Here is a 12,818-nt window from a genome sequence, read left to right on the forward strand (position 1 = left end):
GTGCCCCCTTCTATGAAATGCCTGCTCTACTCTTGTCCATGCCGCCGTCCTCCCCAATAGGTATGATTCACATTTTCCCCTTATCCGGCTGACCAGGAACAAACTTTTTCACTTAACTATATCACTCTGCATAAAAAAGAACAAGCATTTGCGCAATGCTTGCAACAGAAAACCCCGGCACGCAACAGCCGGGAATGGACGGAAAAGCAGATGATGCCGTGTCTGTATACGATAAAGCCTGTTTAGGCCTGATTCTGGAACTGACTCATATACAGCTTTTCATAAAATCCCTTTTTTGATATTAATTCCTCATGGGTTCCCTGTTCAATAATGGTTCCGTTATTCATAACAAGGATCAGATCTGCATTTCTGATGGTAGAAAGACGGTGAGCAATTACAAAGCTGGTTCTGCCCTTCATGATATTTTTCATAGCCGTCTGAAGCATTAGCTCAAGTCTGGTATCCACGGAGCTTGTCGCCTCATCAAGGATTAAAATAGCCGGGTCGGCAAGGAACGCCCTCGCTATGGTTAAAAGCTGTTTCTCACCCACAGATACGTTTGAGGATTCTTCATTTAATATCATATTGTAGCCATCTGGCTGTGTTTTGATAAAATGATTTACGTTTGCAGTTTTTGCAGCATTTTCTATCTCCTGCCGGGCCGCATCCCCTTTCCCGTATTTTATATTATCGGCTATGGTTCCGTTAAACAGCCAGGTATCCTGCAGTACCATACCAAAGATCGAACGAAGGTCATCCCGCCTCATATCCTTAATTTTTACGCCGTCAACCTTGATGGCACCTTCATTTACGTCATAGAAACGCATTAAGAGGTTGATCAGCGTGGTTTTTCCTGCGCCGGTGGGTCCGACGATCGCCACCATTTGGCCGCTTTTCACGTTAATATTCAGATGCTCAATGAGCATTTTATCTTCGGTGTACCCAAAGGATACATCTTCAAAGACTACATTTCCCTGCAAATCATCTATTTTTACCGGATTGGAAGCTTCCGGTACTTCTTCCGGTTCAGAAAGAAACTCAAATACTCTTGCCGATGCTGCCATGGCAGATTGAATGGAGGCGGACAATTGTGCCACCTGCTCCAATGGTTCATTTAACTGCCACATATAGCGGATAAATGCCTGCAGCTGTCCTACTGTTATGGCACCTGTAATTGCAAATATGGCACCTAATATGCAAACAGCTACAATTCCTAAATAAGTAATGAATGAAATCAGGGGTGACATCAGCCCGGAAATAAACTGTGCCTTAAATCCGTTTTCACAAAGATTATTATTAATCTCCTTAAACTGCTCTATGGAATCTTCTTGCTTTCCATATAGCTTGATTTCGGTCAATCCTGTGTATCTTTCCTGAATATAGCCGTTTAAGTCACCAAGAGCCACCTGCTGCCTCTCAAACATAGCAGAAGAGCGGTTCATAATAAATTTCATGATCAAAGCGCTTCCAGGTATGAGCAAAACGGCTACAGCACCCATAATGGGATTAATATAAAACATTAATACTGTTGCCAAAATAACGGATAGGAATGCACTTAATATTCTTGACAAACTCTGCTGCAGAGCATTTGACATGGTATCAATATCATTTGAAATGATGCTGAGAATATCTCCCACTGTCCGTTTATCAAAATAGCTGATCGGCAGCTTTGTGATCTTTTTTTGCACATCGTTTCTCAAATCACGCATTGTGTTTTGAATGCCATTTGTTAAAAAATATTGAGAACCAAAGTTGCTAAGTATGTTTCCTATATAAATGGCCAGCAACAGCTTTAAGATTTTTATAACATAGGAAAAGCTGATGGAGGCTCCGGGAACTTTGTTGGCGATATTTACAACATCATCCTTCAGCCTTGTTGTAATCAAACCTTCCACCATCGGTGCCGCTGATAAAAATGCGGAGTAGCCTATGGTAAGGAGAATTGCGGCTATAAAAAATTTTAGGTATGGTTTTATATATGGATATAATTTTTTCATCGCTCCAATTCCTCCTTTGTTAATTGTGAATCTGCAATCTCATAATATACTTTGCATGACTTTAATAATTCTTTATGGGTCCCCATTCCAACCACTTCGCCTTCATTGAGCACTATGATTTTGTCCGAATTCATGATTGTACTGATTCTTTGGGCAACAATGAATACAACGGATTCTTTTGTTTCTTTCTTAAGTGCTGTACGCAAAGAAGCATCTGTTTTATAGTCAAGAGCAGAAAAACTGTCGTCAAAAATGTAAATTTCAGGCTTTCTGACCAATGCTCTTGCAATGGAAATCCTCTGTTTTTGGCCTCCTGAAACATTCTTTGCACCTTCGCTGATATATTCCTGCAAATGATCCGGCTTATTCTCAATGAACTCCTTTGCCTGTGCCACTTCAATTGCATGATCGATTTCTTCCGGTGTGGCATTGGGATTGCCGAATTTAAGATTTTCTTCTATGGTTCCTTTAAATAAAAATGCTTTTTGAGGGATGAAACCAATTTTCTGACGGAGCGCCTTTAAATCATAGTTACGTATATCCGCACCATCAATTTTAATAGATCCCCTTGTCACATCATAAAATCTTGGAATCAAATTAATTAATGTACTCTTTCCGCTGCCTGTACTGCCGATAAATGCAACGGTTTCTCCCTTGTTGGCAGTAAACGATACATCCTTTATCACTGGAAGCTCCCCATCCGGATACTGAAACGTAACATGGTCAAATTCCACCATACCTTTATTTTCAGCTGTAATACCCTTGAAGGGGCTTTTCACCAATGGCTCCTCAACTAATAATTCCTGAATACGGTTTGCAGACACCTGCGCTCTGGGGTACATTACAAATACCATGGAAAACAGCATAATTGAAAACATTGCATGAAACTGATACTCTAAGAAAGCAACCAACTGTCCAACCTGTAAGGTGCCATTATCAATCATTACACTTGATATCCAAAACACCGCCATCATCGCAAGGTGCAGCAAGAAGAAAAAGGCCGGCTGTGTAAATGACATAATTTTAAATAACTTCTTGGAATTGGATGCATATTCGTCATTGGTTTCTGCAAAACGCGCTGACTCATACTCACTTTTTCGAAAGGCTCTGATTACGCGGACCCCTGTTAAACTTTCTCTTGATATCCGGTTCAACCGGTCCATACCTTTTTGCTGCTTCTCGGAAAGGGGATTGGTCAGCTTGGCAATGATAATAACGCCTGCCACGATAAACGGAAGGCTTCCTCCGATAACCATGGAAAGATTGATACTTGTTCTGATGGTCATAAAAACACTGATAAAAATCATGACTGGTGCCAAAAGTGCAGTCCGAAACAACAGATTGGAAAACAACATTAACTGAAACGCATCATTCGTGGTTCGTGTAATCATGGAAGATACGCCGAATTTATTGTATTCTGTATGGGAGAATCTCTGCGACTGGGCAAACACATCATTTCTGATATCACGAATCATATAAGTAGAAATTCTTGATGAAGCGTAAGTCAATAAAATGGTCCCTGCACCTCCAAGGATACAGACAATCAGCATGATTCCGCCCATGTTCTTAATATAAGCTATATCGCCTTTCCCTATTCCATTATCAATCATCCACGCCATGACTGTGGGTATTCCCAGCTGCACCGCTACAAAGCTAAAGATTCCTATGATGTTTAAGAAAATTAGCTTGGGATATCTTTTTAAATATTTTAACATTAATTGCATAACAAAACTCCTTTCATTTTACTGAATAAAACCCAAATAATTTCAGCCATATTCCTTGACAGGAACAGGCTGCCTGACTATTATAAACTATAAGGTTGTCTTATAGTCAAGAAGAAAACAGCAAGATAAAATATAAAATTAAAGCCTTTGATACGGACGCAAACAGGAGGCCCGTAAAAGGCAGCACAGAATGAGGTGATTTTATGTCAGAAAATAAAAACGAATATTTAACAACAGGAGAATTTGCAAAAATCTGCGGAATCCCCAAACATATCTTATTTTATTATGATCAGATAGAGCTTTTCCAGCCTGAAATCACAAAGGAGAATGGCTACCGCTATTACTCCTTCCGGCAATTTGATACTTTTTCCATTATTTCTGCATTAAAAAGGCTGGGAATGCCATTAAAAGAAATTAAAAAATACATGGATGAAAGAAACCCTGCTAATTTAATTGATTTATTGGAACAAAAGTCAAATGAAGTGGCTAAAGAAATTATAAAATTAAAAAATACGAAACATGGGATAGATTTTCTTAAGGATTTAACTGAAAATGCCTTATCCGCAGAATACAATATCATTAAGCCCGCTTATCACAAAAGCATGAAGGCTCTATGCAGTACCCATATGGATAATGGCAAAGACGATTCTTATTCAAACTTTCTTACAGAATTGATCGCATTCCGAAATGACAGCAATGCAAGCATGATTGACTTTCTGGGAGGATCACTTACCATTGATAATATCCGGGAAAAAAGATTTGACAGCTTTTCTTATTTGTATACAAAAACAAACAATGTTGATAAGAAAAAAAACACTCTGGTGCGAAAGGAAGGCTGGTATCTTCAGGTTTACTATAAGGGGAGTTATCGAAATATCAATGAAATGTATGAAAAGATAATGCAGTACGCAAATGAACATCAGATAAAGCTTGGAAAGAATGCTTATGAGGAATATCTTATCTTTGAGATCGGTACAAAAAACAGAGATGATTATGTTACATTAATATTGGTTGAAATTGATGGGGAACCACAGGAGCATTAAATAAACAGAGTCAGAACGTATGGCGGTACTCTTATTTTCTGACTCTGTATTATTATTTTGAAAATTATAAAATCTTAAGGATACCATTAAGCAAATTAAGTTTACCGGATTAAAGCCTGCGGAGCTTTCAACCTTTCTTTGAGAGACAATATATTGCGTTCAATCTGCCTTATAACTTTTATAAACTCTTCGTCACTTTTTCCAGTGGGATCATCCAACCCCCAATCTTCCCTGTATTTACAGGGTAAATAAGGACATTCAACATTGCAGCCCATGGTGATAACAACATCAACGGGAGGGATTTCTGAAAGCAGTTTTGAACGCTGCGTTTTTTCCATGTCAATCCCATACAGCTGTATCATCAGCCGGACAGCATCCTGGTTAATATGTGGTTTAGTTTCTGTTCCCGCAGAATAGCTTTCAAAGATATTATCCGCCAGCCGTTTGCCAAAAGCCTCTGCAATCTGCGAACGGCAGGAGTTATGCACACATATAAAAGCAACCTTTATCATGGTATTTTTTCTCCCTATTATAACTCCAGCAGTTTCTTACCCCTGATTTCATCCCCACATCATCTGTTGTTTGCTCCCCCTCTGTTGTAAACGATCCAGCCTTTATTTTTCAGGAAACCAATGACGGGTTTTATTGGCAAACCTTACCAATAGAAGCATAACCGGCACCTCTGTCAGCACACCCACTATGGTTGTAAGCGCTGCCGGAGAAGTGGCGCCAAATAGTGAGATGGCAACTGCCACTGCAAGTTCGAAAAAGTTGGAGGCACCGATCATCCCGGCCGGAGCTGCAATGGTATGGGGCAGCTTTAACCATTTCGATGCAAGATACGCGATGAAGAAAATCAAAAAGGTCTGAAGGATCAACGGAACCGCAATCAAAACGATATGCAGGGGATTTTCCAATATGACATTGCCCTGGAACGAAAATATGATGACCAACGTCAGAAGCAGTCCGATTATGGTTATATGATTAAACCTGGGGAGAAACTGATTTTCAAAGTATTTCTTTCCCTTATTTCTAATTATCAGCGTCCTTGTCAGAATACCTCCTGCAAGGGGAATCACTACAAACAGCACCACAGATAAAAACAAAGTGTCCCACGGCACGGCAACACCGCCGACACCCAGTAAAAAGGCGACAATCGGTGTAAAGGCGATCAGGATTATAAGATCATTGGTGGCAACCTGCACCACCGTATAGGCCGGGTTTCCTTTGGTTAAATGGCTCCATACAAATACCATCGCAGTGCATGGGGCTGCCCCAAGAAGTACCGCACCTGCCAGATATTCCTTTGCTAATTCAGCAGGAATGATTGTTTTAAATACGACATAAAAGAAAAATGCTGCGATCCCATACATGGTAAACGGTTTAATCAGCCAATTGGTCACCCATGTTACAAAAAGCCCCTTTGGATTCTTTCCGACATTTTTAATGCTGGTAAAATCCACCTTCATCATCATCGGATAAATCATAAGCCAGATCAGAACCGCAATCGGAAGGGAAATTTGGGCATATTCAAACTTCCCTAAAAACATAGGAATCCCCGGCAGGTATTTTCCCACCAGGATTCCCGCTGCCATGCAAAGCAGAACCCAAAGGGTCAGATACTTTTCGAAAAATCCTATATTATATTTACTCATTCCCATCACATCCTTTGCAGCCTGCGGAATCTTTACAGATGCAGCTTTCCTTGTCGGATGTAATATTGCAGAAAAACTGTTTTGTTTTGCTGATGGTATCTTCATCCAATGAGTAGTACGTCCATTTTCCCTCGTTCCTTCCCTTCACAAGCCCGCAGTCACACAGGATCTTCATATGGTGGGAAAGTGTAGATTGGGACATCTCAAATTTCTCCAAAATCATGCAGGCACAAAGCTCGCCGCAAGACAGCATGTCGACAATCATGGCTCTTTTCGGGTCGCCCAACGCCTTAAATACCTTTGTATATTCCTCATAGCTTTCCATATTAACACCTCACATCTATAAACTTCGATTTGATTATTATATACATCAAATCGAAAAATGTCAATATGATTTTTCAATTATAAGAATAACATCAAAAATCCCGCTTCATCTGCTCCACATAAAGGGACTTATTATCAACTGCACGCATTGTAGCTAATATCCCATCTAAATGATCATACTCATGCTGTAACAGCTCCGAAAGATCACCTTCCAAATACATTTTCTGTGGATTAAAATTCTCATCAAAATAAGAAATTTCTGCACGCTTATAACGTTCTACTTTAACTGTCAGACCTGGAAAAGACATGCAATCATCTAACAATGTATATTTTTCATCATCGGGAAAAGACATCACCGGATTTATAATAATATAGGGTTTATCCGTAAACATGTACAGCAATCGCTTCTTAATTCCTATCTGTGGTGCCGCAACCGCACGGCCCGCTCCATATATTTCCCTATAATCCATAAGAGTGTCATGTAAGTCCTGCACCCACTCCGTCAAAGAATTAATCTCTGCTTTCGTAACTTCTTCACTCATTTCATATAGTTGGGGATTTCCAAGTTTCAATATTTCTCGCACCATCGCTTTTGTCCTCTCTTTTTTCGTTAAATCTATGCCCAGCAAATTTCTGTTTCCATACATTAGCTAATCCAAAGGATTATGTAAACTAAATCGATATATGCACTTTTCCGATTCTCCGCTTAATCTCATATCACTTTGATCTGGCAATTGAGCTACTTCTTCTATGGTGTCCCCTGTATTCTTTGTCTATGTAATAACCAATATTGCCTCCATAGTACACTTTTTCGTTGTGACCAATACGTAAATCGCAGCCCCCCATTTTGGTGCCAAATTTATCACAGATATCAAAGTGATATGTTGGAAGCCAATCTTTATCTGTATTGCCTTCAACAGTTTTTTCTAACTTGAGAAATATTTCATCACTTCTAAGAAAGTCTGTATCTATAAACATAATTGGTTCCTCCCTAAACAAACATTTCAATCAGTTTATCTAAATATTCCAATACACTCCATTAGGTAATTTACATAGATAACCAGAATATTTTTCTTTCACCCTTCCCGTATCTAAATCTCTGATTATGACATTTTCATGATATTCCGGGTCTTCATACCATTCAGAAAAATACAAATTATCTCCATCACGGAATAATAATCCTTCTGTTTCTCCTATCTCTATTTTTTTATTCTCCGGCCAGACAATCTCATAAATTCCGTTGTTCCCATCCCGGCAAAGCATGAGGGGAGAGACTTTTAACATAAGATTATAACAATCTTCCACAATCCCCAAAGGAAGTTCTTTTATCATTTCAAGTCTTTGACTATCTGGAAAATAGCTGTATATCTGTATTTTTTGTTCGTTAAAATCCACACCTGAAAAATATAATATCCCCTTGTCCCAGATCGGCTGATCAATATAAACATTTTCCCTCTGCACAAATGGACTGTAAACAGTTCCCTCCGGATAATGAATCAAATGACAGACCATGCCAGAAAATACTTCTCCGGATTTAACTGTTTCTTCAGCCTCATATAAATCGCAAAAGCAACTATTGCTGTCTTTGCAGAAATACCATTCCATGGTACCATCTACCGGTTCCGGATATGAGTCCGATACTCCCTTGATTTTTATGATATTCATTCCGTATCCCCCTTTTTGATTTCTATTTATTTGATCATAACAAAGATTAAGTAAAAAATACAGCACTGAATATTTTTGACTTATATTCAATGCTTATTTAAAATTGATTTTTTCTACAGCTAAAGCAGAATGATACACCATTCTTCAATAGAAATCCAAGTTTAATTACTTCGACTTACTATACCACACACATCTGATCAAAATGCCAATAAATATTAAAAAAGACCCCACACTCTCATGTGAAGTCTCCCTTATCATGAAATTCTCTTCCCGGCTGAAAGACAGCCAAAAAAAAAGGATTTATTCCATAGTATAAGGCTCCTGCTCGCCAAAGTATATCAGGGTGGGTTTTCTTTTTGTTGCAGTGCCATTTCTATGTATTACTTACAAACTGTAATAATGAACGTAAGCAATGCAAGCAGAAACATACCAAAGGTCATCAAGTCCTTAAAGTCATATTTCATAAGCATCACTCTAATTCTATAAAGAATGAGATCAACACACCCTGTACACGATTGTTCCATGGCAGTATTTTACCATATTCTTCCTGACGTGACAACTCATGTCATTATCATATGCTCTTCGCACTTTACGCTCTGTTCATTAACTCTGCCTTCAAAAAAAGACCCTACACTTTCATGCAGAGTCTTCCTATAAACATCTGAAGTTTAAGATTATTCCATAGTATAAGGCATCAGAGCGATATGTCTTGCTCTCTTAATTGCAACGGTAAGCGCTCTCTGATGCTTTGCGCAGTTACCTGTAATACGTCTTGGAAGGATTTTTCCTCTTTCAGACACATATCTTTTTAATTTATTTACATCTTTGTAATCAATAACGCCATTCTTCTCTCCGCAGAATACGCATACTTTTTTTCTTCTGCGCATGCCGCCTCTTCTGATCTTAGCGCCATCAGCTTTATCATTCTTATTATATGCCATTGGTACTACCTCCTGTTAGATTTAGTTGAATGGAAGTCCTTCGTCTTCGACTCCATCCGGAATATTCATAAATCCATCGCCGATCGCACTGGAGGGTGCTGGTCTGGAAACCGGCTGATAACCGCCGCCTTCTCCGGACGCTCCGCCCTTGCTGTCTGCGAATTCCTGATCTTCTACAACGATATCAGTTGTATAAACCTTAACGCCTTCTTTATTCGTATAACTTCCAGTCTGGATCCTTCCGGAAATCAGTACTCTCATGCCCTGACGGAAATACTTCTCCGCAAATTCTCCTGCTCTGTCAAATGCAACGCAATTGATAAAATCAGCAGTCTGCTCATTGCCGTCCTGATTTCTGCGGCTTCTGCGATCAACTGCAAGGGTATACCTTGCAATCGCCATAGCACGCTCTCCCTGGGAATATCTTACTTCTGGATCACGGGTCAATCTGCCCATAAGGATTACTCTGTTCATACGATCACGCTTTCTTTATCTATTATGCCTCTTGTCTAACGCATAAGTATCTGATGACCGGCTCCATAATGCGAATGTGTGCTTCCAACTCGTTGGGAGTTGTGGAATCGCCATCAAATTTGATGAAGTAGTAGAATCCTTCTTTCATTTTCTGAATCTCGTAAGCTAATCTCTTCTTACCCCATTCATCAACGTTGGTTACAGCGCCGCCGAAACGAGTGATATAACCCGTAACTTTTTCCATGGCTGCTGCTCTCTCTTCATCTTCGAGCTTTACGTTCAGAACAACGGCTAACTCATATTTGTTCATGCTTGTTACCTCCTTGTGGTCTCTGGCCCCTGATTTCAGTTTCAGGAGCAAGGAATCTATATGTCACGGATTAATATTATACAGGAAACATTTGATAAAAGCAAGTCCTTTTCCCAATTTCCCGGACCTTTTCCTTTGTTTTTTCGCCATTTTATGCCTTTGGCTGGCCATCCTTGCCTTTCAGTCCTCTGGTGTTCTTTTCCACCAGCTTCCTTGAAACCATGACCTGATGGCCGCATCCCATGCATTTTAAGCGAAAATCCGCGCCAACCCTTAAAATTTCCCACTCCTGGCTTCCGCAGGGATGCTGCTTTTTGAGTTTTACAATATCTCCAACCTCGTAATTCATATCAATCACCTGCCCCTGACCTCTTTCACAAACATCTCTTGCTCTCTGCTATTTTAAAATGGAATCGATCTTTCCCAATTCTTCCTGTGTGAATTTTAAGTTATCAAGGCAGGCCGCACTGTCTTCTAACTGTTTTACACTGCTGGCTCCGATGAGAACGGAAGTCACGGCTTTTTCCCGAAGAACCCAGGAAAGGGCCATCCGGGCCAGCGTCTGCCCGCGCCCCAGGGCCAGTTCATTTAACTGCCTGATCTGATCCAGCTTTTCATCTGACAAATAGCGGCCGCCAATGGTGGTTCCCTGCTTTGAAGCCCTGGAACCCTGCGGAATGCCCTTTAAATACTTGTCAGTCAGCGCTCCCTGAGCCAGAGGACTGTAGCAGATGCAGCCTACGCCGTTTTCAAGAAGCGTATCAAACAGGCCTTCTTCTGCCCCTCTCTCAAACATGTTGTATCTTGGCTGTTCAATCAGACAGGGAACTCCCATATTTTTTAACAAAAGAACCGCTTCCCTTGCCTCACGATCCCCATAATTGGAGATTCCCACATAAAGGGCCTTTCCCTGTTTCACGATGTCAGCCAATGCTCCCATGGTTTCCTCAAGCGGTGTCTCCGGATCCGGCCTGTGATGGTAGAAAATGTCAGCATAATCCAGCCCCATCCGCTTTAAGCTCTGGTCCAGGCTGGCCATTAAGTACTTTCTGGAACCCCAGTTTCCATAAGGTCCGGGCCACATATCAAATCCGGCTTTCGTGGAGATGACCAGCTCATCCCGGTATTTTCCCAGATCGCTTTTTAAAATCTCTCCGAAATTTTCTTCCGCTTTCCCCACTGCCGGAGAGCCGTAGTTGTTTGCCAGGTCAAAATGGGTGATCCCCATATCAAATGCCCGTAAAAGAATCTCCCTCTGTTCCTCCAAAGGCTTTTCCAGGCCAAAATTCTGCCACAAGCCCAAGGATATCATGGGAAGTAAAACTCCGCTCCTTCCGCAACGCCTGTATTCCATTTTTTCATATCTGTTTTCTGCTGCCTGATACATAACTGACTCTCCTTTTCTTCTCGTGAAGGCAGCGGGCCAAGGTCAAGCGAGCTTGACTCTGGCGGCCGCCCCGGACATTTTTCAAGCCCAGAATCACACGCCTTGTGAGTTTTCCAGGCTGCCGCGGCATTCACCCAATGAATATGCAGACATATTCATCCGGCTCATTGCCTGCGCAAAACATAAGGCGGATTCAATCGAACCCGCCAAAGCTGACCTGCTTCATTCTCCTTCCGGAAAAATCTGCTAGGTAATCTCGTCAAAGAACACTCCATTTAATGGCCGGATCCGTTCCACCATGGACCTTCTGTCCTCCGGCACGGTTGGCATCCCATATCCAAACAGCCAGGAGGTCATCTCACTGATACTTAAGGACAAATGAGGCTTGATCCCTTCTCCGTCCTTTACAGGAAGAAGAGAAGAACCTTCCTGACCCAGCCTCCAACGGAACACTCCGTCATTCTGGCGGATGAAATCATCCTTTACTTCTATAAACAGCTCCATCTCGCTGACAGGGCATTCCTTTTTTAATCGTATCACAGAAATGAACTGTTCCAGGTGAATGATCCTGCCCATGACGGCCGGCTTTAATGGGCCGGTCTCCTTTACATATCCGGGAAGACAGACAAGTTCCCGCTGGTTTTCCGCCGTCTCTCCGTAATAGGCCCACACGCCGGCCAGCTCTTCCCTGTCATCTCTGGTAAAAAGAAGGATTAAATCCCCTCTGTCACTTCTCACTTCCCTGCTTAAGTTCTGGTAATACTCCTCATCTCTGAGTGCATAGACCTCATACCTTTTTTCCAGCTGCCTTCCCACAAATCTTGCAGCTTCCCTGCATTCATCCGACCGCTCCACAAAAGCCCGGCGGCTTAAGCGCAGCCGTCCCTTTTCGTTCAGCGCCACCTCCGGCAAGTCGCAGATATAGGTAAAATCAAAGGGAAAATAAATCGCAGGGTCAGCGGGCACCAGAAAACAAAAGCCCATCCGCTCCATATACATATCGGAAAAACAGCGGTTTAAAAGCCGCCTCATATGTCCCTGATGGCGGAAATCCGGATCCGTGGCAACCCCTGCAATATAATCCACCTTCCACAGGCGGTCCTTGACCACCACCTCATAAGGATTGCGGTGCAGCATGGCTACCACGCGGGTCTCCTTCCAGGCAGTGAGAATCTTATTTTTCCGCACCCTGTCTGAATAATAATAATCTATAAAGCTCTGGGAATCCTCAGAAAAAACCTTTGCCCAAAGCGCCCGGCTCTCGCCTTTTTCTTCCTGCTTCAAATACCGTACCATAG

The 12,818-nt window shown here is 41.5% G+C and carries 15 protein-coding genes; 1 reads left to right on the forward strand and 14 read right to left on the reverse strand.

What is annotated here, in order from left to right:
• Window positions 1–242: 242 nt before the first annotated feature.
• Together K401_RS0107230 and K401_RS0107235 are read right to left on the reverse strand one after the other, a co-directional pair.
• Complete coding sequence (locus K401_RS0107230) at window positions 243–1,997, reverse strand: ABC transporter ATP-binding protein (protein WP_024292326.1); 1,755 nt, start codon at window positions 1,995–1,997, stop codon at window positions 243–245.
• Window positions 1,994–3,721, reverse strand: a complete 1,728-nt coding sequence (locus K401_RS0107235) for an ABC transporter ATP-binding protein (protein WP_024292327.1) — start codon at window positions 3,719–3,721, stop codon at window positions 1,994–1,996. Before K401_RS0107235 ends, K401_RS0107230 begins: the two co-directional genes overlap by 4 nt.
• Window positions 3,722–3,924: 203 nt before the next feature.
• Between K401_RS0107235 and K401_RS0107240 the strand changes: the two genes are divergently transcribed.
• A complete protein-coding gene (locus tag K401_RS0107240; RefSeq protein ID WP_024292328.1) occupies window positions 3,925–4,764 on the forward strand; it encodes a MerR family transcriptional regulator in 840 nt (279 codons plus the stop codon).
• Between the two features lie 101 nt (window positions 4,765–4,865).
• On the opposite strand, the gene K401_RS0107245 is transcribed toward K401_RS0107240, so the two are convergent.
• The 12 genes from K401_RS0107245 to K401_RS0107305 all read right to left on the reverse strand — a co-directional run bounded on the left by K401_RS0107245 (window position 4,866) and on the right by K401_RS0107305 (window position 12,816).
• On the reverse strand, window positions 4,866–5,276 hold the full coding sequence (locus tag K401_RS0107245; protein ID WP_024292329.1) for an arsenate reductase ArsC: 411 nt from the start codon (window positions 5,274–5,276) through the stop codon (window positions 4,866–4,868).
• A gap of 102 nt (window positions 5,277–5,378) precedes the next feature.
• Window positions 5,379–6,419, reverse strand: coding sequence for an ACR3 family arsenite efflux transporter (arsB, locus tag K401_RS0107250; RefSeq protein ID WP_024292330.1), 1,041 nt, complete (start codon window positions 6,417–6,419; stop codon window positions 5,379–5,381).
• A complete protein-coding gene (locus tag K401_RS0107255) occupies window positions 6,412–6,744 on the reverse strand; it encodes an ArsR/SmtB family transcription factor (protein ID WP_024292331.1) in 333 nt (110 codons plus the stop codon). Before K401_RS0107255 ends, arsB begins: the two co-directional genes overlap by 8 nt.
• A gap of 91 nt (window positions 6,745–6,835) precedes the next feature.
• The gene (locus K401_RS0107260; protein ID WP_024292332.1) at window positions 6,836–7,330 is read right to left on the reverse strand and encodes a peptide deformylase; all 495 of its coding nucleotides are present in this window, start codon (window positions 7,328–7,330) and stop codon (window positions 6,836–6,838) included.
• 130 nt (window positions 7,331–7,460) lie between these two features.
• On the reverse strand, window positions 7,461–7,721 hold the full coding sequence (locus K401_RS0107265) for a hypothetical protein (RefSeq protein ID WP_024292333.1): 261 nt from the start codon (window positions 7,719–7,721) through the stop codon (window positions 7,461–7,463).
• Window positions 7,722–7,760: 39 nt separating this feature from the next.
• A complete protein-coding gene (locus K401_RS0107270; protein WP_024292334.1) occupies window positions 7,761–8,408 on the reverse strand; it encodes a hypothetical protein in 648 nt (215 codons plus the stop codon).
• A gap of 674 nt (window positions 8,409–9,082) precedes the next feature.
• Window positions 9,083–9,349, reverse strand: a complete 267-nt coding sequence (rpsR, locus tag K401_RS0107275; protein ID WP_013270973.1) for a 30S ribosomal protein S18 — start codon at window positions 9,347–9,349, stop codon at window positions 9,083–9,085.
• 21 nt (window positions 9,350–9,370) lie between these two features.
• The gene (locus K401_RS0107280; RefSeq protein WP_024292335.1) at window positions 9,371–9,823 is read right to left on the reverse strand and encodes a single-stranded DNA-binding protein; all 453 of its coding nucleotides are present in this window, start codon (window positions 9,821–9,823) and stop codon (window positions 9,371–9,373) included.
• Between the two features lie 22 nt (window positions 9,824–9,845).
• Entirely contained in the window at window positions 9,846–10,133 is a 288-nt protein-coding gene (rpsF, locus tag K401_RS0107285) for a 30S ribosomal protein S6 (RefSeq protein ID WP_024292336.1), read from the reverse strand.
• A gap of 151 nt (window positions 10,134–10,284) precedes the next feature.
• Window positions 10,285–10,482, reverse strand: a complete 198-nt coding sequence (locus tag K401_RS0107290; RefSeq protein WP_027352535.1) for a DUF951 domain-containing protein — start codon at window positions 10,480–10,482, stop codon at window positions 10,285–10,287.
• A 48-nt stretch (window positions 10,483–10,530) separates the two neighbouring features.
• A complete protein-coding gene (locus K401_RS0107295; RefSeq protein ID WP_024292338.1) occupies window positions 10,531–11,520 on the reverse strand; it encodes an aldo/keto reductase in 990 nt (329 codons plus the stop codon).
• Window positions 11,521–11,766: 246 nt separating this feature from the next.
• The gene (locus K401_RS0107305) at window positions 11,767–12,816 is read right to left on the reverse strand and encodes a GNAT family N-acetyltransferase (protein WP_024292340.1); all 1,050 of its coding nucleotides are present in this window, start codon (window positions 12,814–12,816) and stop codon (window positions 11,767–11,769) included.
• Window positions 12,817–12,818 lie beyond the last annotated feature (2 nt).

It is taken from the genome of Lacrimispora indolis DSM 755 (assembly GCF_000526995.1).
GTDB lineage: Bacteria > Bacillota > Clostridia > Lachnospirales > Lachnospiraceae > Lacrimispora > Lacrimispora indolis.

What these genes read in the sequence shown, in the direction of transcription:
- rpsF (WP_024292336.1), bottom strand. Translation starts at nt 10,133, where the DNA reads ATGAACAAATATGAGTTAGCCGTTGTTCTGAACGTAAAGCTCGAAGAT.
- K401_RS0107255 (WP_024292331.1), bottom strand. Translation starts at nt 6,744, where the DNA reads ATGGAAAGCTATGAGGAATATACAAAGGTATTTAAGGCGTTGGGCGAC.
- K401_RS0107265 (WP_024292333.1), bottom strand. Translation starts at nt 7,721, where the DNA reads ATGTTTATAGATACAGACTTTCTTAGAAGTGATGAAATATTTCTCAAG.
- K401_RS0107260 (WP_024292332.1), bottom strand. Translation starts at nt 7,330, where the DNA reads ATGGTGCGAGAAATATTGAAACTTGGAAATCCCCAACTATATGAAATG.
- K401_RS0107245 (WP_024292329.1), bottom strand. Translation starts at nt 5,276, where the DNA reads ATGATAAAGGTTGCTTTTATATGTGTGCATAACTCCTGCCGTTCGCAG.
- K401_RS0107295 (WP_024292338.1), bottom strand. Translation starts at nt 11,520, where the DNA reads ATGTATCAGGCAGCAGAAAACAGATATGAAAAAATGGAATACAGGCGT.
- K401_RS0107280 (WP_024292335.1), bottom strand. Translation starts at nt 9,823, where the DNA reads ATGAACAGAGTAATCCTTATGGGCAGATTGACCCGTGATCCAGAAGTA.
- K401_RS0107305 (WP_024292340.1), bottom strand. Translation starts at nt 12,816, where the DNA reads ATGGTACGGTATTTGAAGCAGGAAGAAAAAGGCGAGAGCCGGGCGCTT.
- K401_RS0107290 (WP_027352535.1), bottom strand. Translation starts at nt 10,482, where the DNA reads ATGAATTACGAGGTTGGAGATATTGTAAAACTCAAAAAGCAGCATCCC.
- K401_RS0107270 (WP_024292334.1), bottom strand. Translation starts at nt 8,408, where the DNA reads ATGAATATCATAAAAATCAAGGGAGTATCGGACTCATATCCGGAACCG.
- K401_RS0107235 (WP_024292327.1), bottom strand. Translation starts at nt 3,721, where the DNA reads ATGCAATTAATGTTAAAATATTTAAAAAGATATCCCAAGCTAATTTTC.
- rpsR (WP_013270973.1), bottom strand. Translation starts at nt 9,349, where the DNA reads ATGGCATATAATAAGAATGATAAAGCTGATGGCGCTAAGATCAGAAGA.
- arsB (WP_024292330.1), bottom strand. Translation starts at nt 6,419, where the DNA reads ATGAGTAAATATAATATAGGATTTTTCGAAAAGTATCTGACCCTTTGG.
- K401_RS0107240 (WP_024292328.1), top strand. Translation starts at nt 3,925, where the DNA reads ATGTCAGAAAATAAAAACGAATATTTAACAACAGGAGAATTTGCAAAA.
- K401_RS0107230 (WP_024292326.1), bottom strand. Translation starts at nt 1,997, where the DNA reads ATGAAAAAATTATATCCATATATAAAACCATACCTAAAATTTTTTATA.